This is a genomic window from Shewanella phaeophyticola (assembly GCF_025398315.1).
In the GTDB taxonomy this organism is placed as follows: domain Bacteria; phylum Pseudomonadota; class Gammaproteobacteria; order Enterobacterales; family Shewanellaceae; genus Shewanella; species Shewanella phaeophyticola.
Genome location: NZ_JAODOQ010000001.1, coordinates 852,445 through 878,750, shown reverse-complemented (window position 1 = coordinate 878,750; position 26,306 = coordinate 852,445). Strand labels below are relative to the sequence as shown.

Annotated in this window: 13 protein-coding genes and 5 pseudogenes; 10 read left to right on the top strand and 8 right to left on the bottom strand. The window is 40.4% G+C overall.

All coding sequences use genetic code 11. The features are described from left to right. Positions 1 to 416: 416 nt before the first annotated feature. The 3 genes from N4T56_RS04125 to N4T56_RS04115 all read left to right on the top strand — a co-directional run bounded on the left by N4T56_RS04125 (position 417) and on the right by N4T56_RS04115 (position 2,669). Entirely contained in the window at positions 417 to 1,544 is a 1,128-nt protein-coding gene (locus N4T56_RS04125; RefSeq protein WP_261732330.1) for a patatin-like phospholipase family protein, read from the top strand. 199 nt (positions 1,545 to 1,743) lie between these two features. Next, complete coding sequence (locus N4T56_RS04120; RefSeq protein WP_261732329.1) at positions 1,744 to 2,175, top strand: copper resistance protein NlpE; 432 nt, start codon at positions 1,744 to 1,746, stop codon at positions 2,173 to 2,175. Between the two features lie 332 nt (positions 2,176 to 2,507). Next, positions 2,508 to 2,669 (top strand): small highly charged protein, encoded by a 162-nt coding sequence (locus tag N4T56_RS04115; RefSeq protein WP_188921197.1) that lies wholly within the window; start codon positions 2,508 to 2,510, stop codon positions 2,667 to 2,669. A gap of 147 nt (positions 2,670 to 2,816) precedes the next feature. Here the strand turns inward: N4T56_RS04115 and N4T56_RS04110 are convergent. Continuing rightward, positions 2,817 to 4,211 (bottom strand): annotated as a pseudogene (locus N4T56_RS04110) (magnesium transporter). 152 nt (positions 4,212 to 4,363) lie between these two features. On the opposite strand from N4T56_RS04110, the gene N4T56_RS04105 reads away from it, so the two are divergent. After that, positions 4,364 to 4,852, top strand: coding sequence for a glutathione peroxidase (locus tag N4T56_RS04105; protein WP_261732328.1), 489 nt, complete (start codon positions 4,364 to 4,366; stop codon positions 4,850 to 4,852). A 1,339-nt stretch (positions 4,853 to 6,191) separates the two neighbouring features. Here the strand turns inward: N4T56_RS04105 and N4T56_RS04095 are convergent. The 5 genes and pseudogenes from N4T56_RS04095 to N4T56_RS04075 form a co-directional block, all read right to left on the bottom strand. Further along, positions 6,192 to 7,978 (bottom strand): annotated as a pseudogene (locus N4T56_RS04095) (M1 family metallopeptidase). A gap of 404 nt (positions 7,979 to 8,382) precedes the next feature. Further along, positions 8,383 to 9,355 (bottom strand): annotated as a pseudogene (locus tag N4T56_RS04090) (PstS family phosphate ABC transporter substrate-binding protein). A 365-nt stretch (positions 9,356 to 9,720) separates the two neighbouring features. Next, a complete protein-coding gene (gene phoR / locus N4T56_RS04085; protein ID WP_261732327.1) occupies positions 9,721 to 11,016 on the bottom strand; it encodes a phosphate regulon sensor histidine kinase PhoR in 1,296 nt (431 codons plus the stop codon). A gap of 169 nt (positions 11,017 to 11,185) precedes the next feature. After that, positions 11,186 to 11,875, bottom strand: coding sequence for a phosphate regulon transcriptional regulator PhoB (gene phoB, locus N4T56_RS04080; protein WP_261732326.1), 690 nt, complete (start codon positions 11,873 to 11,875; stop codon positions 11,186 to 11,188). Between the two features lie 198 nt (positions 11,876 to 12,073). Continuing rightward, positions 12,074 to 13,018 carry a porin gene (locus tag N4T56_RS04075; RefSeq protein ID WP_261732325.1) on the bottom strand — a complete coding sequence of 315 codons (945 nt, stop codon included), beginning with the start codon at positions 13,016 to 13,018 and terminating at the stop codon, positions 12,074 to 12,076. A gap of 324 nt (positions 13,019 to 13,342) precedes the next feature. Between N4T56_RS04075 and rdgC the strand changes: the two genes are divergently transcribed. Together rdgC and N4T56_RS04065 are read left to right on the top strand one after the other, a co-directional pair. Then, positions 13,343 to 14,266: a recombination-associated protein RdgC gene (rdgC, locus tag N4T56_RS04070; RefSeq protein ID WP_261732324.1), complete on the top strand. Its 924-nt coding sequence runs from the start codon at positions 13,343 to 13,345 to the stop codon at positions 14,264 to 14,266. Then, on the top strand, positions 14,263 to 14,820 hold the full coding sequence (locus N4T56_RS04065) for a glutathione S-transferase family protein (protein WP_261732323.1): 558 nt from the start codon (positions 14,263 to 14,265) through the stop codon (positions 14,818 to 14,820). The genes rdgC and N4T56_RS04065 overlap by 4 nt, the downstream gene beginning before the upstream one ends. Positions 14,821 to 15,184: 364 nt before the next feature. On the opposite strand, the pseudogene N4T56_RS04060 reads toward N4T56_RS04065, so the two are convergent. Further along, positions 15,185 to 17,031, bottom strand: a pseudogene (locus N4T56_RS04060) (M61 family metallopeptidase). Between the two features lie 202 nt (positions 17,032 to 17,233). On the opposite strand from N4T56_RS04060, the gene N4T56_RS04055 reads away from it, so the two are divergent. From N4T56_RS04055 to xni, 4 genes and pseudogenes are all read left to right on the top strand, one after another. After that, complete coding sequence (locus N4T56_RS04055) at positions 17,234 to 19,399, top strand: tetratricopeptide repeat protein (RefSeq protein WP_261732322.1); 2,166 nt, start codon at positions 17,234 to 17,236, stop codon at positions 19,397 to 19,399. Positions 19,400 to 19,565: 166 nt separating this feature from the next. Continuing rightward, entirely contained in the window at positions 19,566 to 21,122 is a 1,557-nt protein-coding gene (locus N4T56_RS04050; RefSeq protein ID WP_261732321.1) for a diguanylate cyclase domain-containing protein, read from the top strand. Between the two features lie 62 nt (positions 21,123 to 21,184). Then, positions 21,185 to 22,544, top strand: a pseudogene (gene ppnN / locus N4T56_RS04045) (nucleotide 5'-monophosphate nucleosidase PpnN). Next, positions 22,544 to 23,311, top strand: coding sequence for a flap endonuclease Xni (gene xni / locus N4T56_RS04040; RefSeq protein ID WP_261732320.1), 768 nt, complete (start codon positions 22,544 to 22,546; stop codon positions 23,309 to 23,311). Before ppnN ends, xni begins: the two are co-directional and overlap by 1 nt. A 177-nt stretch (positions 23,312 to 23,488) precedes the next feature. On the opposite strand, the gene N4T56_RS04035 is transcribed toward xni, so the two are convergent. After that, positions 23,489 to 26,305, bottom strand: a complete 2,817-nt coding sequence (locus tag N4T56_RS04035; protein ID WP_261732319.1) for a S9 family peptidase — start codon at positions 26,303 to 26,305, stop codon at positions 23,489 to 23,491. Between the last annotated feature and the right edge of the window lies 1 nt (position 26,306).

Below are 26,306 nucleotides of genomic sequence, written 5' to 3'. Positions count from 1 at the left end.
TAATGGTTATTCCCTTCTAAGGCAATGCAACAAAGAAATGGACTGTCTGAGCGTCTCCTGCAAGGCGGGTTTCTGTGCCTTCTATACTGCTTAATAGTATTTTGACGTACGACTGCATGGATGCAGGAGGTAGAGCAACGCAGGAGCAGTTGCCGACGACTACATGGACGCAGGAGGTAGAGCAACGCAGGAGCAGTTGCCGAGAGCAACTATGCCTACAATCCTATTACTTGCCTAGAAGGTACAGAATTCCCGCTGAATGACCAGATAATTAGTGGAATTGGTATTACCCTTTAAATGAAATATCTCTGTAATATAGTATTGTTCGATTGGACTTTTTGCTTACTGGTGTGTAATAAAAAAAGAATTCATATTAATATGGTTTCTTATCTACACATAAAGGATATAGATTACCAGTGTCTACAGCATTAGTATTAGGTGGGGGCGGCGCGCGAGCGGCATATCAAATTGGTGTGCTTAAGGCATTAGTGCAATTTTACCCACGCAACCATCATATTCCTTTTGATATCATTTGCGGCACTTCAGCAGGGGCAATAAATGCCACATCTTTAGCAACCCACGCTTCGTGTTTTCATTTAGCCGTCAAAAAGCTTGATTGGGTGTGGCGTCACTTTGAAACCAGACAAGTATATAACGCCAATATACCTCAAGTGCTTAGACATTTAGGCAGGATGGCTATTAAAGGCTTACAAGATGACAAAGTCAATACTGATGCCGGTAGCCTACTGGATAACCAACCCCTTCGAAATTTGCTTAATAATCTTATCGATTTTGAACGAATTGACCGAAACATTAGTAACAATGCACTAAAAGCGATTAGCGTTGATGCCTCGTGCTACAACAATTCACGCTCGTACAGTTTTTTTCAGGGTAACCAGCAAATTGAAGATTGGCAACGAGCAAGAAGAATCGGTTCTCGTAGCCACCTTAATACAGAGCACTTACTCGCAAGCTCTGCAATTCCGATGGTATTTCCATCGATTAAATTAAATCAGGCTTATTATGGTGATGGCTCGGTTCATCAATTGTCTCCACTTTCTAGCCCAATACATTTAGGGGCTAGCAAAATATTTGTGATTAATTTGGATAGCCCACATAAACACTTTCCCATTGAGTTTGAATACCATCCAAAAACAGCAACCATTGCAGGCCACTTATTAGATACCATCTTCTCTGATACGCTTAATAGCGATTTAGAACGCCTACAAAGAGTGAATAACACATTATCTAAAATAACCCCTGAAGACAGAGACTCATTAAATTTACGTCACATAGACACGTTAGTGATTAAGCCTAGTCAAGATTTAAGCCGTATAGCCGCACGGTTTTATGACGATATGCCTTTTGCAATCAAAACCCTGTTAAAGTTTTTTGGTATTAATAGACAATCAGATTCAAGTATCGTGTCTTATTTACTCTTTGAAAAAAGCTACACCACGACATTAATCGACTTGGGCTATCAAGATGCAATGGATCAAATTGAAGAAATAAAACAGTTTTTCAATATCCAAACTAAAGTATAACTACCCACATTTAATATGTGTGATATAACTAAAGTTGTGCTTAACTCTATCTATTAGATAGAGTTTGAAAACACTATCAGTCCTACCTAGGCTACGGGTAATACAAAGTGCAATTTATCATGACAGTGTAAAAACCATAAACTGCATTTGAACGGACTCCCTAATCGTCACGACAATTTTATATCTAAAGGGAATTTAGATGAAAAATGTATCGTTTATAGTGATTTTGTTATTACTAGGATGCGGCCAACCAGCCCCATCTGCTGAAGATATTGCCACCAGCAGTAGAAATACGTTGCAGTGGCAAGGGGTGTATCACGGCGTCTTTCCTTGCCCTAGCTGTGATGGTATGGATACCACAATAGAGCTGACATCGCCAAATCATTATATTATTCATACAGTTCGGCTAGGCAGTGACCCGCATCCATATAGCGGTAGCGGTACCTTTAAGTGGGATAAAACGGGTAATATCATCATTTTAGACCGAGGCCATATTTATCAAGTTTACCCCGAACATTTATACCTACTCGACGTTCAATTTAACCGAATTACCGGACCCGATGCCGAGCGATATCGAGTCGATAAAGTGACAAACCAAACTAAGGTTAACACCCATTCTCCTTCGCAATAACACAATATCGGCTCTGCTTTAATCCCCATCAATCATGTCAGAGCAATATCCATCGCCTGTAAACAGGCCTAAATTCAGTGTGTTAGACACGATCTTATCTCAGTCGATAGCATCGAGTAAACCATGGCAACAACAGCTTTCTTTGTGCCTTAAACAATTTCAACACGAACAAGAATTAAATACTAAGGCGTAAATTGAGCTGTCATATCAATGTCATTACAACGTGCAATAATTTTTACCGTCAAATATGAAATATTTTGCTTTAGCTTATTATTAACTTTAGGTAAAAAGAAGTTGTACCAACAGCGGTACAGTTATCTGGAATGTTGAAAATGTCACACTCATTTGAATTTGATGAAGATGATGCGCCATGGGGCGATAACATCAAGGGAAAACCAAAATCGAAAAAAGTAAAACAACGTCGTCGTGATATTAAACGCCGTTACTTTGACGATAACGCTGAAGTGGAGTTTGCACCTGCTAAGTGGAAATAAACTAATAGGATTTTCTCATCAAGTTTAAAAAGCAAGTTGCTCGCAACTTGCTTTTTTGTTGCAAAAAAATGGCCTTGAGTAATTCAAGACCCTCTTTATATCAAAACACATGTTATGGTTAATTGAGTGTAAAGCCTAAGACACTTTTTACAGATAAAGTATTGAAGCTAAGCCTAAAAAAGTGAAAAAACCAACAACATCGGTAACCGTGGTTAAAATCACAGAACCCGATAATGCGGCATCCTGATTAAAACGCTGCAAAATCATCGGCACCATTACCCCTGCAATAGCAGCAACAGCCATGTTGATCAAAATCGCGCAGGCAATCACAATCCCCATCACATTATCTCCAAACCACCAGCCTGCAATGATCCCGATAATTATAGCTCATAACGTGCCATTTAACGCACCAATACCCAGTTCGTTTTTCATTAGCGACATAACGTTACCCGCAGTGATTTGACCCATCGCCATACCACGGATCATTAACGTTAATGATTGACTCCCTGCAATACCACCCATCGAAGCGACAATAGGCATCAACACCGCCAACGCAACCACTTGAGATAATACATTTTCAAACATACCAATCGTAGCAGACGCTAAAAAGGCCGTGAGTAAGTTAATTCCTAGCCATACTGCGCGGCGCTTGGCACCAACAATAATCGGTGCGAACAAGTCATCATGCTCATCCATACCGGCGGTTGCCATTAACTGCGCTTCATAATGTTCACGCACTAAGGCCGTCGCGGTACGAAGTGTCATACGGCCAATCAAAATGCCCTCTTCATCGACCACGGGCAATTCAAGTTCACGACTGTGCTCAATAGCCTCTGCGGCTTCAATCAATGACGAGTCAGCGGAGATAACACGGCTGTCATCCCACTTTAATGATTGCAAAATAGTGCTTATGTCGGCAGTCTTAAATACATCGTAACGACGCACTGTTCCTAAATATTTATCATTGTTGTCCACTAAAAATAAGTGGTCATTACAATCTAAATCGATACGTCTAAAAAATCGCTGCCCTTGCGCCACCGTAGAGGTTGGATTCAATGCTAGCATTTGGTGATCAGCATAACGACCAATTTCATTTTCAGTATATTGATCATATAACTCAAAGTGTTTACGTTGACGCTCACCCATCTGTGCCAAAGCACGATCGGTGATATTGTCGGGTAACGAGTCACTCCACTCAATGAGATCTTCTGGGCTTAATTGCGAAAAGAGTAAATCCAGTTCCTCGTCGGGCATTTTCTTTAAAATGCCTAAACGAGGATCTGCACGCATTAAGTTAAGGACATCGACACGCTCTTCTACGTCAACTTGTTGCCAACGTTCATAACGTTCATCAAGTGGTAACGATTCGAGTAATAGTGCAATGGTGCCGGGTTCAGCATCGATAAGGATTTCGCTAAACACTTCGGCCTGCTCTTCTCCTTCAACTTCAGTGAGTTGAAGCACCACTTGACTAACATCAGCTTGTGGGGATGAGTTTAAGTCGATTTCATCAGAGTTAAGTTCGTTCTTTAAATCATTCATAAGCCCGCCCCTAATTCTCTATAGCCAAATAAGCGCAAACTATATTGAAATTGTTATTGATAAGCAAATAGATAAATTAAATTGCACGCAACTTAATTGCCAACTATTAAGATCTATATTATAGTCAATATTTTACACTAAGGAGTTCGTTGATGAGCAATGCTATTTATCCAATCACAGTAAAAGATATTAAAGGCAATGACGTTGCCATGGAAACGTTCAAAGGTAAGGTCATGTTGATTGTTAACACTGCCAGTAAGTGTGGATTTACCCCGCAATACCAAGCACTAGAGTCTCTTTACCAACAATACAAAGACCGAGGCTTGGTCGTTTTAGGCTTTCCGTGCAATCAGTTCGGTAAGCAAGAACAAGGTGATGACGCTGAAATCAGCCAATTTTGTGAACTTAACTTCGGTGTGACCTTCCCATTGTTTAGCAAAATTGAAGTGAACGGTGCCAATAGTCATCCTCTATACCAACACCTTAAGCAATCAGCAAAAGGATTATTAGGCAGCGAATCGATTAAATGGAACTTCACTAAATTTTTAGTTGATAAGCAAGGCCATGTTATTGAGCGATATGCATCAACAACCAAACCTGAAGAGTTGAGCGCTACCATAGAAAAGCTGCTTGGCTGCTAGTCTTTACACTTAGGTTTAGGGTTGTGAAGGTATGCAGCCAGCTTGAAAACATGAAAAAGTAAGCTATTAATTTAATAGGAATAAACAATTAATTTAAATTAAATGCATAAAAAGATCCTAAATATTGAACTTTTTTACGTAACAGCACTCAAAATATATAACAGTGAAATTACTTTTATTGTTCATCATCTCCCTGGGACTTCTAGCGCAGTCCCCTTGATCGCTAAGTCGATCGATAGGCAATCAGTTGGTTGCCTTTTTTTATGCCTAAAAGTGCGTTGCTACTCCACTCGATTATATTTTTAAAAAAATTTCAATTTGCGTGAACTTTTAAAAAAACCTGAGTCTTAATTTATGTAGCATGAAAGACACAGTTGATTGTAACGTTTTCATCCAACGTTATTCACCTGTAGACACAAAGATATCATCTCCATCTTTGCTCTTGTTACACAGTTTTAGATTCATTGTTCATCATCCCTATTTGGGAGTGTTAACACGCTAGCGCACTGTTCATCACATCCCGTAAAGAACGACTTAGGCAACCTATTAGGTTGCCCTTTTTTTTGCTTTTCATCACAAAATGACTCATCAACACGAGAGCCTGTTGAGCTTTGCTGGTTGAATTTCGTTCGAGTTAAAAACGTGTTAATCGAGGCGAATGGATTGATGCCTAGCAATCTAAGCAACTCTTTATTTGCAAAGAATCATTCAACAAAGAGTAAAACGTTTTTAGCCGACCCCTTCGGGCAGCGTTTGTTGGCCACTTTTACTGCGTTATCGACTTTTTATGTAGAATAACTACACCTCAAAGCCTCTGCCTTGTACAAATGTCCAACAATTCGCTGCAAAAATAACCTTAAAAGATCAACAGCCCCTAAAGTTCTGCAGGTATTAACGACCAAATATTTAATCTAATAATCATCATATAACTTTGCTAAATCACAAAAAAGTAATGCATAAAAAGCGAAGCAAACGTCATTCATTGATTAAATTCAAAGCAAAAATAACGTTTTTTTTAATCATTTAAAAAAATTTAATCACAACGGTGAACTTTTCCAATAAAGCCCAGTCTGAATATATGTAACGCTTAATGTGTAACGGATTATATTCAGTTGATGTGAGTGCGAGTTGATATAAGTAAGCTTCTCCCCCGTAGCTTAACTTTATGCAACTCAACGGTTCACTTCAACTAAGGTTAGGATTGAGTTACAGCTACTGTTTTTAATGTTTATTGTTCATCATCCCCATTGGGAAGTATTAACACGCTAGCGCACTGTTGATAACAACCCGTAAAGAGTTATTTTGGCAGCCAATAGGCTGCCATTTTTTTATCTCGTTTTTATCCTATTAACCCAATCTCAACCCGTAACAATGCATCTAATTTAACTTGTAATGATGGGTGATAACCGGGACGGGCTTGATTGTAAATCGTGACAAGCTCTTGTTTATATCCTGCAACTTGTAGCTCAGTAAACAATGGTCTAACAAATTTCCCTCGGCCGATTTTGCATAAATAGATTGATAACGCTGGTAAAATCAGATCAAAATGATTGCGGATAGCTACCCGGTACCAATCACATGCAATTTCAGCATTTTGATGACCCGTTAATTGAAATGCCTCATCTAAATCTAGCAACATCGATTGACTGACAACTAAAGGAAGCTTGCTTAAAAAATATTGCCAATGATGCACTCGCCATTGCGTAACCGCTAACGTATGTGCGGGAGCGCCTCCAATAAATGCTTCCAAGGCAGCATCCACTTTATCGAAACTTGTGGAGGTTGGAGCCACAAACCAATCAGGTAATCCTTGTCCATAAATCCATTCATTAAGCTCATTTTCACTGAGCTTATCCCCATGTTCGACTAACAAGGTTTGCTGAGCATATTTTACAAATGATTCGGTTGTAATGGCACTAAATGCAAAGTGCTCAACATACTGGCGTAAAAATATATCAAAGGCAGCTCGCCCTAATCGGCTTTCAAGCTCATGGACAAACATAGAAGCTTTGTCGTAAGTGAAACGATTAAAGGCTAAGTTTGGATCGCGATCTTGCACATTAGCAGGTAACGTTTGTTCAGCAAGAGGCATTGACTGCATTTCTTCAACAAGTCGGCCATATTCAATCACCCATTCTAATTCAGCCTGTTCTTTACCGTAAACCGCTTCAACAATTCGATTGGTAAAATAAGTGGTAAACCCTTCGTTTAGCCATAAATCTCGCCAAGTTGCATTACTGACAAGATTACCTGTCCAGGAATGTGCGAGTTCGTGCGCCACCGTCGACACTAAACTTTTATCCCCTGCAATTAAGGTTGGTGTCATAAACGCTAGCATGGGGTTCTCCATGCCGCCAAACGGGAAACTGGGTGGCAACACAATCATGTCGTAACGGCTCCATGCATAAACTCAGCCACCAGGATCATTGCTTCTGTATCTTCAAACTCACGTACTGCGGCATCAAGTAACGCGGGCTCGGTATATATACCACTTCTTGGATCTGTTGCCTTAAAAGCTAAATCACCCACGGCTATGGCAAGTAAATGAGTTGGGATAGGTTTGTCCATACAAAACAAAAATACCCCATCATCAGGCATTTGCGGATTATTGCTGGCACTCATTACTGCCCGGAAGCCCTGTGGTACATTTACAGTTGCATTAAAGGTAACTCGCGCTTTGGGGCTGTCTTGCAGCGGTAGCCAACTGCGGGCATTAATGGGCTGAGATTGACTGAATAAATAAGGGCATTGCTTCCCTAATGTTTGCTCTGGAGTTAACCATTGCAGGCCTTGAGCTGAAGAGGATGTTCGATAATGAACCACTACATCTGTGATTGTTAGCCCAACCTCAATAAGACATTGCTGCCCAACAATAGGGTTTACCTCACGACATTGGTATGCCAGTAACTTGCCTTCAAGATCAGTAATGCTATCAATGAGCAAGTCACGGCAATCAAGTATCAATGTCGATTGCTTCTGCTTACGAGTGAAAGACAAGCTCACTTCTCCAGTTAATTGTTGAGAGTCAAAATCAACTTTTAACTGAATATCCAGATGATACACACATAATGAGTCAGTGTTAGCGCTCGAATGATAATCTTGATTTACATCCCACGAAATTGCCACATACACCTCTTAGTAATTTGAATAAATTAGCCTTTTTCAACATCATCGTATAATAAAACATGATATTCATAGAGCAAAATTAGCACGCTAAAGAAATTTATTTAAAAATAACTGATATTTTTTTAAATAATATTGAACTTAATTCAAATACCCTAGTCTGAATATATGAACCAAATTTGCATTACTTATTTTTTGTAGCTAGTAGCGTTTTTTTGTTCATCATCATTCTCCTATTGGATAGTAAAGATAATCTATCAACAGTATTGCCCTTAGCAATAGCAGCAACCTCAATGTTAGGTTGCTTTTTTTTGTCTTTTTTTCAGTATAAAACAGACACAAAAAAGGCCTCAAAAGAGGCCTTTTTAATTTGAAAACGATTTACAAAACTTATACAAACTAGAGAGTTAAAGTTTAACGCCTAATTTTTCTAAATCTTTTTTAACCACTGTCGTTGGTAGTGAAACATAACCATCTTTTAACACAACCTGCTGACCTTGCTGAGAAAGAATGTAACGTAAAAATTCACGGTCCATAGGCGCTAGATCTTTATTTGGGTGCTTGTTCACGTAAACATATAGGTAACGTGATAATGGGTAAGTACCGTTAGCTGCATTTTCAGCGTTTGCTGCAATAAACTTATCACCTTTCTTAGAGATAGCTACCGCTTTAACACCAGCAGTTTTGTAACCAATACCTGAGTAACCAATAGCATTTAAAGATTGTGATACAGACTGAACAACCGAAGCTGAACCTGGTTGCTCGTTAACGTTAGAGCGGAAATCACCTTTACAAAGAGCTACTTTTTTAAAGTATCCATAAGTACCAGAAACTGAGTTACGACCGTATAACTGAACATCTTTCGCACTCCAGTTACCGTCTAAACCAACATCACCCCAACGTGAAACATCATCACCACCACACTTAAGTGTAGAAGAGAAAATACCGTCAACTTGTTCAAGGCTTAAGCCATCGATAGGGTTATCTTTATGAACAAAAACAGCTAATGCGTCGATTGCAACACGAACAGGTGTTGGTTTGTAGCCATAATGCTTTTCAAATGCTTCAATTTCGTTAGGCTTCATTTTGCGGCTCATTGAAGTCAAACTGAGAAGTACCTTCAGTAAGTGCTGGAGGCGCAGTTGAAGAACCAGCGGCTTGAATTTGGATGTTCACGTTAGGGTAGATGTGCTTAAACTCTTCAGCCCATAACGTCATCATGTTTGCTAAAGTATCTGAACCAACAGAAGACAAGTTACCAGAAACACCACTTGTTTTTTCGTACACTGGTAAAGTTGGGTCAATAGCAGCCATAGATGCTGCTGAGAATACACCAGCGGCTGTTAGGGTAATCGCGCCGACAAGTTTTTTCAGTTTCATTGTATTGCTCCAGTATTATGCTTACTAATGTTTTTAAAACGTAGTCAGTATCGACCTCATTGATGACAAGTCTATGACGCGAACATGACAGTTATATTACACCAGCAATAAAACTGTCTCATTAGTAAACAACACACTTACAACCATATTAATCAACAACTTAAACAAAAAAATATTACACCTTTGAGCTTAAAGCTTATCCAGTACGCACTATTTATCTCGATAATGACTAAAATATGCCGTGTTTTATGACAGTAAATATCCATTTATGACAATTTAAGGTATGCCTATTTGGGAAAAAATAAAACAAACTTAAAATAACACAGAAATAAAAAAAGCAGCCAAGCTGCTTTTTTTAGATATCACTATTGTCTATCAAGTAAGTGGTGCGGAATAATAAAGCTGAATGTACTGCCCTTGCCATACTCACTGGTCACATTAAGCTCACTGTGATGATGGCTTAGCGCATGTTTAGCTATCGCCAATCCTAATCCTGTACCACCGGTTTTACTTGAGCGCGCATCGTCAACTCGATAAAAACGCTCGGTTAGTCGGTTAATATGCTGGGGCGCAATGCCAACACCAGTATCTTTAACTGAAAATAACCCTCCGGTCGCAACACTTCGCCACATCACTGTAATCACCCCGCCAGGAGCGGTGTAACGCAGTGCATTGGAGATTAAATTAGAACATGCACTTCTCAACTGAATTTCACTGCCATGGACATTTAAGCCTGCCTCACAATTAAACGCTAAGGTATATTCATCACCAGCAAGGGCTTTAGCTTCTTCTTTTAAGATATCCATCATCAACTTCATGTTGACGGTTTTCGATAAATCAATATCAACGGCATCTTCAATCCGCGACAAGGCTAATAGTTGCTCTACCATCGATTGCATTCTGAGGGTTTGTTGTTGCATTAACGACAACGGCTTTTGATTTGGAGAGTCGTCTTCTTCCATGCTTTGCATAATCTCTAAATAACCTTGTAACACAGTTAAAGGTGTTTTAAGTTCATGCGATACGTTAGCCACAAAGTCTTTGCGCATCCCCTCTAATTGATGGATACGAGTAATATCACGGGCAATCATTAACAATTGCCTATCACCATAAATCATCAAACGAATTTCGAGTAAGCGCTTATCTGAAACAGGAGACGGCATTTCAAGCGGTTCTTTAAAATCGGCTCTTTTAAGATAATCAGAAAAGTCTGGGTGTCGAATAAGGTTATCAATTCGCTGCCCACTATCTTGCGGCCACACAAACCCTAAAACGAGTTGAGCCAGTTTGTTACACCACAAAATGTTAAGTTCAGAATCGAGCACGACAGCAGCATCTGGCAATGCCTCTGCACCTTGGCGAAAACGAGCAAGTAACGTCGCTAACTGTCCTACACGCCGCCGGTTTTTACCTTGCAAACGATAAATACCATTAAAAACGCCTTCCCAACTGCCCTGACCTTGCGGCGGGGTTAACTTTTTGTCTTTCCACAACCAAAAGTTTAACCGGGTAATTTGACGATAATGCCAAGCAAGTAAACCAATGATTCCCAATAAAGTGACGACGGCAATATGACCTAATAAAGCACCCACACACATAAATAAAGTCAGTAATAGCGCTAAACGAAAAAATAACCGGAATCCAGAATACGAGTTAAGCATAAGCAACCTAATTGCGAAAAGTAACGCAGCCAACACCTTAAGTGTCGTTACTGATTATTAGGAATAACGAGGAACCACAAGATAGCCTAATTTAACTATTGTGGCTAGGCAACAAACAACGAGCAAAGCTCTGTTTATACAAACAGAGCTTCATGATTGCCAAAACGTATTACATTCTGGTTGAGAAACGGTAACCAGCACCACGAACAGTTTGAATTAACTTATCGTGCCCACCTTGTTCTACCGCTTTGCGTAAACGCCTAATGTGCACATCAACAGTACGATCTTCCACATAGACATTTGTGCCCCAAACATTATCGAGTAACTGCTCACGGCTATACACACGCTCTGGGTGAGTCATAAAAAAGTGCAATAATCTAAACTCAGTCAGTCCCATTTCAAGCACAGCCTCGCCTACCGTCACTCTATGACTGACGGGATCAAGCTGTAGTCCTTGCACATCAATGGTTTCTTCTAAGCGTGTGGGTGCGCTTCTGCGCAACACGGCTTTTATCCTTGCCACTAATTCTTTAGGCGAAAAAGGTTTAGTAATATAGTCATCAGCGCCAACTTCTAGGCCTTTAACTTTATCTTCTTCTTCGCCACGCGCGGTAAGCATAATGATGGGGATTTGACGGGTAAACTCGTCTTGCTTTAAACGTTTTGCCAATTGGATACCACTGCCACCAGGGAACATCCAATCCAGTAAAATTAAATCTGGGTACGGTTCTTGAAGCAACTCAATAGCTGAATCGAAATCTTCAGCAGCAGCTGTCGTAAAACCATGTTGATCCATCACAAATGTCAGCATCTCACGAATTGCTGATTCATCTTCTACTATTAAAATCCTAGCTGTCATGTTGAGTTTCTATATTAATTTGCCACAAGGGTATTATTAGACACTTTTATTACACTTTCATGACCCCAACGCTAATATTGGTACTAAAAAACAGTTTTTGTCATAAAAGCTTAATTGCTGTTAACGCAGAGTAACAAAAAAAGCCGAAGCCCTTTTAAAAGTAGGTTAATTTAGTGGCTTAAAATAAAGCCGATAACCTTAAAATTTATGTTCGATACCGATACCAACATAAGCATCATCTTGGTCATTTGAATCAAATGTATTTTCAGTGTAAAAAGCAAATAACTTCGTTGGTTTACCGAGTTTGTAATCGGCACCCACAGACCATGAATCACCTTTGTTTTCCATGTCTAAGTACTGAGCTTTTAACGTGACATCATTGATGCCATAAGCCGTGCTTAATAAGAAACCATCATCTTTTATACCACTATCGAGTGCTTCTTGTTGTTGGTACATCGCACCCAGCACTAATCCTGCTACTTTACCTTGCACTGTCGCACGAGCAGTATCGTAACCTTTTACTTTTGAATCATAGGCAATTGCGGCATAGATTGAAGACGTTTTAAGTCCAGCATCGCCATACATAACTGCCATACTTACACCGTCTTCACCTGAGCTGTTATCTCCAACAATTTGGTCTGAATCGCCTGAAGCAACATAGGTTACACCCGCTTGAAAATCACCAAATTTAGGTGTGTAGTAAGTTGCGGTTTGTGCCATGCGGTTATCGCCTTTAAACATGGTTTTCAAATCACCAGATAGATCATTAAACTGGTCAACTTTACCTTGAGAGACCTTAAGCATAGTGTCATTGCGACCCACAGAAACCGCACCAAAATCACCTTTTAAACCCACAAACTGATTACGAGCTAAGAAGTTTTCTTTGTCCTCGTCGCCAGTATTAACCTCATACTCGATGGTGTAAAAAGCCTCTAAAGACGTGCTTAATTCGAACTCACCAGTGACACCAAAACGTGATGCATTACTTTCAATAGTCGTTTCAGTTTCACCTGAAACATCATTAGACTGCGCGGTAACATTTAATTTGCCGTAAACCTTTAGGGGTTCTGCTGCGTAAGCCGTTGAAACAAGCGTTGCTGCCATTGCAGAGGCTAAAAGAGTTTTACAAAAAGCATTCATCATTTCATCCTTTTGACGAATTAATCGTCATGGTTATTACGGAGTGTTGTATCGGAACGAGCGGAATTCTGCCCTGAGAATGTTTCAGAAATATTTCATTAGTTAACGATTTGCTGATATTTGCTTGATACAAGTGATTAACATCGCTTGAAATACAGTTGTGATAAAGGTTTGACGTGACATAAACCAAATGTGACAGTTTGATGAATTCTACGGTGAATGGTTTTTATCAAGATGTTGATAGGTGCTTTTTGTAGGTTTACCGCTTTGCATCTATCCCGTAAACTGCGTTAACTGAATTTTCCTGATAATTAATGAGAGTCTTCTATGTGGTTTAAAAATCTCACTCTATACCGTTTCAATAAGCCGTTCACCACCGACACCGAAACATTAGAAACGGCCTTAGCTGACTTCACGTTCTCCCCTTGCTCAAGCCAAGACATCAGTAAGTTTGGCTTTTCAAATGCCCTCGGTAAAAAAGGCCAAGCATTAGTTCATAGCGCTGAAAATCGCCATTTGATTTGTGTTACCAAAGAAGAAAAGATTCTACCAAGCCAAGTCATTAAAGAAGCGCTAGATGAAAAAGTGGCCGAAATAGAAGATCAAGAAAGCCGCAAAGTCACTAAAAAAGAAAAAGACAATATTAAAGACGAGATCACCACCACTCTCCTTCCTCGCGCTTTCTCGCGTCGCAGCCAAACTCGGGCATTGATCATGCCTGAACTGGAAATGATCTTAGTCGACAGCTCAAGTGCGACTAAAGCGGAAGAGTTATTAGCCTTATTACGTAAAGCCATCGGTAGCTTACCGGTGATCCCATTAAGCTACGCAACGCCTATCGAATTGACTTTAACGCAATGGTTGCAAGCAGGCGAAGCGCCAGCCCCGTTTGAAATGCAAGATGAAGCTGAACTGAAGTCTGAATCTGATGAAGGCGGTATCGTACGCTTTAAACAGCAAGTGCTCCAGGAAGATGAAGTGCTAGCTCATATTGCTACAGGCAAACAAGTGCATAAATTAGCCTTACATTTTGCTCAATCTATTGCATTTGTGATGCAATCTGATGCCAGCGTCAAACGGATTAAGTTTTCAGAAGAGTTTAGAGCAGGTAATGATGAGGTGGGTACCGAAGATCCTATCGCGCGATTAGATGCTGACTTTGCCTTAATGGGCAGCGAGCTAGTTGCATTTATTAATGCGCTTAATCAAGCCTTTGGCCACTTGAACAAAGTGTATAAGGACATCATATGAAGCTATACGGTAGTTATACTTCGCCATTTGTGCGCCATTGCCGCATTGCATTACTTGAATCAACCCTCGATCATGAATTTATCGAAACAGATCAAGCTGCCAGCGCCACAAAATCGCCAACAAAACGGGTGCCATTTTTACAAGATGGTGAGTTAACACTGAACGATTCTAGTGCCATATTGCGTTATATTCGCCAGAAGTCTGACAAGCCTTTTATTGAAAGCGCGGTTGAACTCGACCAGTATTGCTTAGTTAACACTGCTCTCGATAGCACAATCAACTTGTTTTTCTTAGCGCGAGATGGGGTCGACATCGAACAGTATGAATATACGCTCAGACAGGCACAGCGAGTAGAGTCGATTTTAATCGCGTTAGAACAGCTCAAACTACCACTTCATGGTCCTTATGATGATGTTCAAATACGGTTAGGCTGTTATTTAAGTTGGGCCGTATTTCGACAACGTATCAATATCGACAGCTACCCAAGATTGAAACTGTTTTTAGCGGCAATTGAGCGAGAACCCTTTTTTAGTGAAACAGCCCCTCCAGCTTAATCAAACTGAACTTGAGCAATTAAAAAAGCCCTGAAATAACAGGGCTTTTTATTATGAACACTAAGCTAACTAATACCAACCCTTATTAGAATATGATCTATTTTAGGTTATGTCACTAGGCTACCAGTACAATGAAAATGGCTGTAGGTGTCGTCCTCTACATCAAAGTCATTTGAAGCAGTAATGGGGGGCACAGCCCCGAAGGGCGAATTTATCAGCGTGGTCTTCTTTGTTAGCCTTTCTTAACGTACGACTGCATGGATGCAGGAGGTAGAGCAACGCAGGAGCAGTTGCCGAGAACGATTATGTCTTCAAAAGACTGCCTCGAATACCTCACTGATCATTTTCACTAAAAGAGCAAATTCTAATGCGGATTAATGGTATAAGCTTCATCACTCTTAATCCACTTACCTTCGGAATCAAACGGCCAATCAATTCCAAGCCAAGCTTTAAAAAAGCTTTTTGCGCTGCACTTGGTTGCTCAACAGCAGTAATCGACAATGTGCCCTTTGGTTGCTCAGCCAATAGAATATTAACCTCCTTTAACCTGTCATTGCTAAATACGGTTACTTTAACCTTATCGCCAGGGTTAAAATCATCAAAACGTTTCGTAAATCCGTCTGCCGTAACTTTCAATCCATTGACAGCAACGAGCTCATCTCCCGCACTTAATCCAGCTTGCCAAGCTGGAGCCATTTTTAGCCACTGTTGCCAGTATTAAATCGTTATGTAATCCGGATAAGCCCATGCCTGTATCCACTTTGGATTTAGGCTTATCGCCATAGGTTGTGATTAAACCCGCTTGAGATAACAGTTGATCAAAGTCCAAACTAAAAGGTTGGTTAACGAACTCTTGCCACCAGGGTTGATAATCTTTACCGGTAAGTGTTGTTAAAATATTTTGTACATCTTCAACGTTATAACCCATCGGAATTTTAAAATTCTGATATAACGCTTTATGTACATCGCGATATGAATGCGCTAACTCACTTTCCTGTATGACACTAAAATCCAATGCCATTGAGGCTAAATAGCCTTCTGAATAAATATTAACGCTGTGGTTTACTGCATAATCCCCCCAGGTGCTACTCCATTGGCCTAAACTGGCCTCTGCAACAGATTGAGTATCACGCCCAGGATTTTGCTGATTTAACACGACTCTCTGACTTAAATCTTTGAAGAACTCTTTGGCGGTGATAACTCCAGCACGGAGCAATAATTGGTTTTGAAAATAACTGGTTGAACCTTCTGCAACCCACAATAGCTCACTCATATTTTCGTTTTGATAGTCATACGGCACTAGCCCTTCTGGACGATAGGCTTTGACATTCCAGGTATGGATAAACTCATGAGATGCCGTACTAATAAAGCGTAAATAATCTTCACGTTCACGAAAATTAAAGCGTGGTAACTGAATAACCGTAGAATTAAGGTGCTCAGTCGCGCCGCGAGCACCATTTGTGGCATGCACCATATACACGTAACGTTCAAACGGATAACCGTCCCAAATCATCGACGCTTGACCACTGATTTTAGCTAAATCCGTTAAAATTTGCTGGGTATCATAATTGCCTTCCCCCAGAAAACCACATCATAATCGCGGCCATTGGCCTCAAAATTGAAATGTTGATTAATGCCAGTTTCAATTGGCGAGTCGACTAATACATCATAGTTAGCCGCTTTAAATGAATGGGCTGTAGCACCTTTGTCCATTCCAGAAAAACTTTTCCAGCCTTTGGGTACGCTTAAATCAACGTTGACAGGTTGTTGACGAAATTCAGGGCTATACATAAAAACGCCACTGGCATCTAAATACGCATGGCTGTCATCGATATGACGTAAGCGGTCTGCAAGCTCATTGGCGTGTAACTGATAGGTAATACTAACCGCTGTTGGTTTGGTTAAATCAATCGTCCATTCGCCACTGGCGGTGCGCGTCCATGGTAAAGCCTTTCCGTTAGCATCTTCGGCGTTAAATAATCTCACGCCATCAGCAATCGGTAAAACCTGATAACGACCCGTTCGCCACACAGGTAGGTTGACGGTTAATTGCGAAGACGTTGTTTTAGGAAAAGACACACTAACTTGCGCTAAATGATGCACTGGTTGGTTAATATCGATATGGTAATCAACGTCAGCAAATGAAGGGATAGAAAAACACATCGAAAAAAGCGTGCTTGAGGTTAAAATAGCTAGAGAAGTGGGTTTCACTCTAAGTTCCTTCTGGTATGATTCTATTTGTTTTTATTTTAAATTCCGAACAATTATAACAATCTATGCTAATTTACAAAGTGGCCATTTACGATTGATTACAAAAAGTGCCAATACGTAGTTAAACATCTATTGAGTTCACACGCATTTACCTATACCCATTCGGTTACTTTTATGAACAATATTAAGGATTTTTGCGGCTATGCTACGACTCGCTATTTTATTTGTGTTATTGCCCTTCATTTTTTGCCAAGTCGTGATAGCTAAAGATCTTCAACAACAAGAAATCGAATTTAGAGAAAACCCGACTAAGCTATACGCCAAACTCGCGAAGGTAACAGAGTTTCCCTTATCGTTTACAACGCCACAAGAATTTACCAAAATCGCAGATGATTTAGGTTATAAACCTGATGAATTACACCGTAATCTAGAAGTGTTAGCTCGCTTAACTTTAGAAGCCAATTTGCAATCTTCTAGCAAATATGAAGATGCCGAACTCTTGATAAAACAACTTGATTCCATTGACGCTACAGCCTTTGAGCAAGCAATGGTTACTATGCTCAAAGCAAGACTTAAAGCCAGAAGAGACAAGCAATACCAATCAGTTGTGGCTGAATACATGGAGGCTTTTAATAAAATAAACTCAGACGTAAGCCTTGAAGCGACCTTATTTAAATACACCCTTCATGAACACCTGGCCAGTCTGCAAATGATGTTATTGCAACCCGCGCCAGCATTGTCGCATTTAAATCAATACCGTGAAATTGCTTATCAACTTCACAACGATTATTTTATTGCTGAATCGGAAGCCGCATTAGGTAAATATTATAATCGTAGCGGTGACATGAGCAAATCACTGTTACATTTCACTGAAGCATTTCGTTTAGCCAATGGCCTTAATTACCTTTCGTTAAAATCACAAACATTACTCAATTTAGCAAGAACGTATCGCGATTTAGAACAATGGGACGACGCATTAAAATATGCTCATGATGCAACAGAAATATTGCAAAGATTAGGTAATGAAAGCTACCTAGCAGAAACATTAAATGTGATTGCGATGATTTATGCCGCTCAAGAAAAATGGAGTAAAGCAATAGATTACTATTTAAATTCACAGCAAGTGAATGAACGTGTAGGTAACAATATTGCCGTCGGTCTCAACTTTCATAATGTCGGTGAAGTCTATTCGAAACTCAAAAACTACCCTGCTGCAATCAGTGCCTTAAAGCAGGCCAATGATATTTTTAGAGCTCATAAAACCAACCATTACTTGATCCATAATGAATTACTGTTTGCTCAAGTGAGTGCCGATCAACAATTATGGCCAGAAACCATCGACCATGCCAATAAAGCCATTGAATTAGCTAAACAAAAAAAATTGATTGATGTTCAAATCGAAGCGTTAGGATACTTATCAAAAGCGTACCGAAGCATTAATGATCTTAACGCGGCAATCGATAGTGTTGAAAACATTATCGCGTTAACTCAGTCGGTTGAAGACAAAAAGCAAGCCAGCAATGGCCAGTCAGAATTAACAGAACAAAAACTAAAATTCGAATTAACATTACTTAACAATAAGTTAGCGCTGCAATCGGCTAAAAATAAACGCAACCAATTGATCATTATGTTATTATTGATTTTAATTGGTGCAGCCTTAATCACAGTGGTCTTTTTATATCGCAACTTGAAATCCAAAACCAAACAACACCAAGACTCGCAAATCATTAATCACCTTGAGCCTTTGTCTCAATCACCTGGCTATCGGGCGTTTATCCAAACACTGGCAACAATGGAACAATCTGAACCAAAGACCTTGGCTCTTATCAGTATTAACGAATTAAATAATATTGATATGCAGCTTGGCTTAACGGAGTCAGTGGCATTAATGCATTCGTTTATGAAACAATTAAGCCAACATTTAGGCACTGATGTTTTTGTAATACGTTCAGGTGTGTTTGCCTGTTACTTTAATCAACAACATGACGCCGACTTTATATATAAGGCATTGTTAACTTGCCTTGAACAATTGAAAGACGTAAAAAACAACATCCCTAACTTCGCACAGTTACAAAATATACATCAAGCCAGCATTGGCCATATTAACCTCCCCTTATTAGGTAATCCGGATGTTAATATTAGTGCAGAGTTACATTTTGAAACATTACAATATGCATTAGCAGCAGCAATGGATATAACTGAAAAACCTGCTTATGTATCATTAAGGCCACTCAATTTTGCCCCAGCCGCTATTTTTATGCCGCCACTTTACCTGAACTTAACTCAAGCGTTAAATAGAGGAATTATTCGCGCCGAAAGTAATCGCAACAGTTTAGACATCAATTGGCCTAAAATGTTAATTGTTTAATAAAGTAGCACTTACATGTAAATTATTATTATTTATCGACTATTAGATTTGTTGCACAACATTATTGAGATATTATCGCTATAATACATGTTCCATAGAGATCCGGCATTAGGATTGTGGCAATTGCTTGCCAATCGCAAGCGAATCATGAGTAGGCAATGCAATAATGAAAGAGTCTGAGACTACGATTTCACAAATATCGTTGATGAAACAAAAGCTTCATGCAGCCAAAATTGCGCTTGAAGACATCAACACAGATCGTAATGACAAACTAAAAACGCTGATCCAGTTTATCAGTCACCTAAGTCTTGCCTGTAAAGGACAAAATTTGGAGCTCGACAATAAGCTGGCTAAATTGCGTCATCATATGCAAAGTTTTGATCAAGTTGATGAAGCCTTACCTGAATTAGTCGATATTGAACGTCTGTTAAAATCGCAGTACAGCCATACCATGTCTCGCTTAGAAGACAGCCGTGTAGGGTTGACTCGAGTGATCCGTCAGATCCAACGGGTCAATGCCGTACCAGACAAACTCAAAAAAGAAATCACCTACTTTAAACAAGAACTCAACAAACCCTTTCATACCGTATGGGAATACATTCCCAAAGTAGAAAAGCTTGTTTCATTTTACGAAGAGATTTTAAAGCAAGAGTTCGCCGACACAGACAGCTACGACATATTGCCACAGCACATACAACTAGCTAAAGAATTGGCCGCAAAAATAGCCGAAGTCGAGTTTAGAAAAGATCAACGCGATCAAATCTTAGTCCTTAAAGAAGTATTGCTTTCAGACATCAGTGTTAATACGTTACTGGAGTCTTACCAGACCATCCTCAGCCTATTGCTAGATAACATCGCGCGTGAGAAAACAGCTTCACAAGATTTTCTATTTGCCCTAAACGATGCATTAACCATTGTACGCGACGTGGTAAACAGCACCTATAATAATAGCCAGCGAAGTGAGCAACTTAAAGGTCAATTAAACAAAGAAATTAACTTGCGCGTCAACAATGCTGATGAGATGGTTATCGATATTGATAACATTACAGAACTTAAAACCCAGCTGACCATTCAGCTATCGTCTTTGCGTGACGCCTTATCGCGTAAAGAAGCACTAGAGCAACGTGAACAGGCGATTTTACGTAAATCAATCGAGTCAATGCGTAAAGAACTCAATGCAATGAGCAACGAAGCCAATAGCTATAAAGAAAAGCTATTTGAACACCAAAAGCTCAACTTGCTTGACCCACTCACTCAACTTGCTAATCGCACTGCGCTAGAAGACAGAATGGAGCAAGAATACCGTAACCATATGCGTTTTAAATCGCCACTGTGGATTGCGGTAACCGATATTGATCACTTTAAAACTATCAATGACAACTTTGGTCACAGTACCGGGGATAAAACATTACAAGTTATTGCGATGGCACTAAAAAATTCACTGCGAGACAGTGAGTTTGTGGCGAGATATGGCGGTGAAGAGTTTGTTTTGCTTTTACCGGGCATCACCGATGAGCATATTTCATTAATGCTTAATCGTGTGAGAGAAAAAATCAAAAACATTCCATTTAAGTTTAAAAATCAGAGAATTACAGTTACATTATCGATAGGCGCTGCTCAAGTTATGGAAAACGAGACGCTCGAAGAAGCATTCGAAAGAGCCGACGCAGCCTTATACCAAGCAAAAAATAACGGCAGAGACCGAGTCGTTATTGATATCTAAGCCAACCCAGACGCATCTGCTTTGGGCTCGGTATCAAATACTCGGATCCAAAGGAGTTGCGTATGATCGTAAAAATTAGTCCACGTGGTAGCTTAGATCAACTGTCCCAATTAGAAGTCGAGCGTTTAAGACAAGGGGCCAAAAGTGACCTCTACCAATTATACCGCAATTGTTCCCTCGCAGTACTCGCCTCAGGTTTAATTAGTGACAGTTCAGAAGAGCTGTTTAGCCGCTATGAATCATTTAATATCAATATTTTACAGCGCGAACGTGGCATTCAAATTGAATTAATCAACCCACCAATGCAAGCGTTTGTCGATGGTGAAATCATTGTGGGTATTCAAGAGCACTTATTTGCCGTGCTGCGCGACATTATTTACATCAGCAATAAATACGAAAATTTAAAACACATCGATTTAACCAATGCCAACCACATTACCAATGTGGTATTTGATATTTTACGGAATGCGCAGGCCATTTCCCCCATGAAAGACCCCAATGTCGTGGTGTGTTGGGGTGGACACAGCATCAACCCAGTGGAGTATCAATACACCCGCGATGTGGGGTATCAATTGGGATTACGTGGCCTTGATATTTGCACCGGTTGTGCAATCCGGTGCAATGGAAGACCTCATGAAAGGGGCGACGATTGGCCATGCCAAACAGCGAGTACACACCGCCCGATATATTGGTTTAACAGAGCCCAGTATTATTGCCGCCGAGCCGCCAAATCAAATTGTTAATGAATTAGTGATTTTACCCGACATAGAAAAGCGTCTTGAAGCCTTTGTACGCCTTGGCCACGGCATTGTGATATTTCCTGGTGGCGCTGGCACAGCTGAAGAGTTACTCTACTTTCTAGGCATTTTGCTGCATCAGGAAAATCGCGATACGCCATACCCATTAGTGTTGACAGGCCCAGTTGAAAGTACTGAATATTTTACCGAAATTGATGCCTTCATTGGTGCAACGTTAGGTAAAGAGGCTCAACGGAAATACCAAATCATTATTGATGACCCAGTTAAAGTCGGTCAAATAATGAAACAAGGAATGAGTAAAGTAAAAACCTTTAGAAAAAACAAAAGCGATGCTTACCAATATCAATGGTCACTAAAAATTGAACCAGAATTTCAATTACCCTTTGATCCAACCCATGAAGTTATGGCAAATTTGAATTTATACTTTCAAGACAATAAAGCCGAACTCGCAGCTAACTTACGCAAAGCATTTTCTGGCATTGTGGCCGGCAATGTTAAAAGTGACACCATAAAGCTTATTCAGCAACATGGACGATTTAACATCCAAGGTGATGTACAACTCATGCATATGATGGATAACCTGTTAACGGCGTTTGTTAAACAACAACGAATGAAATTACCAGGCAGTGCCTATGAGCCCTGCTACAACATAATAAAAAACTAATGAATAAACTGCTGATTATAGATGGATTAAACCTTGTTCGCCGCATTCATGCGGCGTTACCGGATGAAAATGACATAACAAGTGTACAACAACGTTCGCTGGCTGCATCGCAAAAAATGCTTAAGCAGCACCACCCTACACACGTCATAGTGGTGTGGGATGGTAATGAAACATCCTGGCGCAAAACCCTTTACCAAGATTATAAAAAAGGTCGCAAGCCAATGCCTGCTGCGTTAAGCGATGGGTTAACACAGATAAAAGCCACCTTAGCTGAACATGATATTCATTCATTTGATGCCCAGTCTGAAGCTGATGATGTGATTGCCACTATCGCCACTAAAGTCATCAACAATAATGGTGAAGTTATCATCGTCTCAACAGACAAAGGGTTTAGCCAATTGCCGAGTAAACATCTCACATTATGGGATCACTTTAACCAGCAAACATTCGACATTCAACAATATGAAAAAAAGCTCGGGGTTGAACAGTATCAACTGCTCGACTTTATTGCATTGGCGGGCGACACAGGCAATAAAATCCCTGGCATTGCGGGTATTGGGCCTAAATCGGCAGCTGACTTACTCAATAAATTTAGAACCTTAGCTAATTTATATCGCTCACTCGATAACCTAGGCGCAAAACAGGCACAAAAGCTTGCTGAAGGTAAAGAGATGGCGCGAATAAGCTATAAGCTTGCGCAACTGCAAACCGATATTCCGCTCAATGTAAATCTAAAGCAATTTAGGGTTAATACTCATCCGCATTAATTAGGTGTCAGCATACTGGCCGCGGTTTTGATTAAAGTGTTGATGAAGTAATACCTGTTCCCTTTCAAAGAGCGAGAACGTAAAGCCAAAGCTACCGTAGCTTGTATAAAAAAGGCCACAGTAATCATCATACTGTGGCCTGTTAATATCTTACCTAGACAGCTTATCCATTAACCCCTAAACGGCCTTTTTGTACTCTTGGTATGCTTCACCTTGCGTTAACCATTGCGGCGCTGGTTCGCCTTTTAAATAATGATCAAAATATTGTTTCATTTTAATGCTGTAATCGAGCTTATTTGGGTACTTTTTCAAGTGGTGCGGTTCATCTTGATATTGTAAAAACACCACATCTTTACCTGCTCGGCGCATCGCTAAATACAATTCAACCCCCTGCTCCCAAGGCACAGCATCGTCTTTATCACCAAACATAATCATCATGGGCGTTTGAATGCGATCTGCATAAAAGACCGGTGAGTTTTCAATGTATTTTTGCGGTGCTGCAAATAAACTGCCACCAATTCGGCTCTGGCCGGTTTCGTATTGGAATTGACGAGCCAAACCAGAACCATGACGAATACCACTATATGCACTGGTCATATTTGATACCGGCGCCCCTGTCACGATCGCTTTAAAGATATTGGTTTGGGTGACGGCATAAGCACTTTGATAACCGCCCCACGAATGGCCTTGAATACCCACTGCATTGGGATCTGCTACGCCCATTTCAATGAGTTTTTGCACACCCGCCGTTAACGCTTTTACCGATGAAATCCCTGGGTAACCGACTTCAAAGCGAATATCAGGTAAAAAGATGGCATAACCATTGTCTGCATACCAGGCAAAATTAGGACGATGGTTGAGCTTCATATCAGGAAATGCATGTAATCTGTCACTCATAAAGCGATAAAAGTACACCATGGTTGGATACGCTTTACCTTCCTGATAATTGCTCGGTTTAATGAGCACGCCATCCATTTTAACACCATCGCCATCATGCCAATGTACAAGCTCAGCGTTACCCCAGGCAAAGTCATTACGTTGAGCATCAAGTGAGGTTAATTGAGTGGCCGTTTGCACGCTATTCACATCTGCACTGTATAAGTCTGGATACAAATCATAGCGTTGCTTTGAGAACACCACTGTATCGGCTTCGTTAGCACGGGCTAATAAGGTTAATTTACTGTCACTATCGGTTACACGCTTCACAGCAGATTGCCCCACTGTTGCAGCATAAAATGCGTCAGCTTTAGTGGTATGGCTATAACCTTGTAATATGACTTTTTGACCTTGATTAATGGTCGCTGGTAAACGGTTTTGTTTAGCCAACCCAACGACTCTAAATTGGATCTTTTGCTTACGCCCTTCACCACTGGTGAGCATAAAGCCTTTATGTGATGTGGTATTAAATTGCCACATGTCGTATTTATCGTAAAACGTAATACCAGAGTCATCAGCAAGCCAAAGGCCAAAACCGTATCCCGGCGCAGCGCTTGGATAATCATGGTCTTCATCGGCAAATGGAGTAGAGATGTTCTGTGTAAGGTTAACAGTGCGTCCCGATGAAATATCACGTAAATACACACTGCCCTGCTGATAATAAGCGAGGAACTTTGCGTTTGGCGACAAGGTAGGCATGGCATCACTGGGTTGCTGTACCAATATTTGCTGCTTATTGCCTGTATTCAAATTAACTAGATACACATCGCGGTAAAAACCAGCCCAGGTGATCATTTTTTGATACGGCACATCTGAGCTTGCCAGTAAATAATCAGCTTGCTCGCCATAAGTCACATCAGGTACTGCTTGGTCGGCCAATTGCAGCATTTTATTTGAATCAAGATGCAACACCGCAAGGTAAGTACGTGTTAACTCTTTAGCGTACTCTTTAACTTCTTGTGGTTTAATCTTAGGATCTTCACCATGCCAAACACGCAATTGCTTGCTCGCCGTTATGATCTCAGGGTTAAACACATCTTCAGCTTGTTCGTACTGAGCTAACTCAGCTTGCTGAGCTACGCTAGGGACTCTGCCAACAAATAAACGTTGATTGTCTCTCGAAAACTGTAAGCTCGAATGTTGGTTATATCGCCAGGCGTTATTGCCAGTAAACAATTGCTGCTTACTGGTGTTAATATCAAGCACTAAAAGGCTATGTTCACGACCGTAACGTGCAACTGATGCATCGCCTTTAGTCAAAGCCACAAAGTGGCCATCATCACTAATGGCAAGCGCTTCAAGTTGCTCGCTCTCACTGGTAAATACTGTCTCACTGGTTAGTGTGTCTAATTTGACTAGGGTTAATTGGTGTAATGCTTCTTGCGGGTCATTTTGTAATACCGCTAACAAACCACCGGCTTTATCAAAAGCAAATTGACTCACATTGTCTAATGTTAACTGCTGATTAGTGTCAAGCTTAACCAGAGTGACTTGAGTGCCAAGATCGGCTTTATCAACCTCTTGGTCAACCTCTTGGTCATCATCTTGTTTTTTGTCTTGACTTTCTTTTGCAGGCTCATCTTTTTCAGACTCATCCGACTGAGCTTTTTTATCATCAGGCTTATGCTTAACCAGCAAATAGCCACCATCGTCACTAAATACAGCAGTATCAACATGCTCAAACTGTTGTTGGTTTCCGCTTTCAGTGGCTAATAACACGACCGATTGAGGTAAGTCATCGCTTTTTTTTGTTTCACGCTCAAACAAAGGTGCTTGCAAGGTGGCTAATACAAAGCGTCCGTCTGCACTGACCTTAACATTGCTAGCTCGGTCAATTTGATAGTGTTTACTGTTGTCACTAAAACGCACTAATGCACGACTATCACCACGGTCAGGCTTAGCTTCTACAGCTATCACCTTGCCATTATCTGAAATAACCGGCTGTTGCAGGGTTTCAAAATGCATAATATCGTCAATGGTTAATGCATTGGGCGCTGCGACACCGAACGCACTCACACTCAGGCACAATGCCAGTGGAATTAAGTTAAATACCTTCACA

Coding starts and splice junctions, on each gene's coding strand:
- phoR (WP_261732327.1), bottom strand. CDS start 11,016: ATGCTTAACTCGTATTCTGGATTCCGGTTATTTTTTCGTTTAGCGCTA.
- N4T56_RS04050 (WP_261732321.1), top strand. CDS start 19,566: ATGAAAGAGTCTGAGACTACGATTTCACAAATATCGTTGATGAAACAA.
- N4T56_RS04075 (WP_261732325.1), bottom strand. CDS start 13,018: ATGATGAATGCTTTTTGTAAAACTCTTTTAGCCTCTGCAATGGCAGCA.
- N4T56_RS04115 (WP_188921197.1), top strand. CDS start 2,508: ATGTCACACTCATTTGAATTTGATGAAGATGATGCGCCATGGGGCGAT.
- phoB (WP_261732326.1), bottom strand. CDS start 11,875: ATGACAGCTAGGATTTTAATAGTAGAAGATGAATCAGCAATTCGTGAG.
- N4T56_RS04055 (WP_261732322.1), top strand. CDS start 17,234: ATGCTACGACTCGCTATTTTATTTGTGTTATTGCCCTTCATTTTTTGC.
- N4T56_RS04105 (WP_261732328.1), top strand. CDS start 4,364: ATGAGCAATGCTATTTATCCAATCACAGTAAAAGATATTAAAGGCAAT.
- xni (WP_261732320.1), top strand. CDS start 22,544: ATGAATAAACTGCTGATTATAGATGGATTAAACCTTGTTCGCCGCATT.
- N4T56_RS04120 (WP_261732329.1), top strand. CDS start 1,744: ATGAAAAATGTATCGTTTATAGTGATTTTGTTATTACTAGGATGCGGC.
- rdgC (WP_261732324.1), top strand. CDS start 13,343: ATGTGGTTTAAAAATCTCACTCTATACCGTTTCAATAAGCCGTTCACC.
- N4T56_RS04065 (WP_261732323.1), top strand. CDS start 14,263: ATGAAGCTATACGGTAGTTATACTTCGCCATTTGTGCGCCATTGCCGC.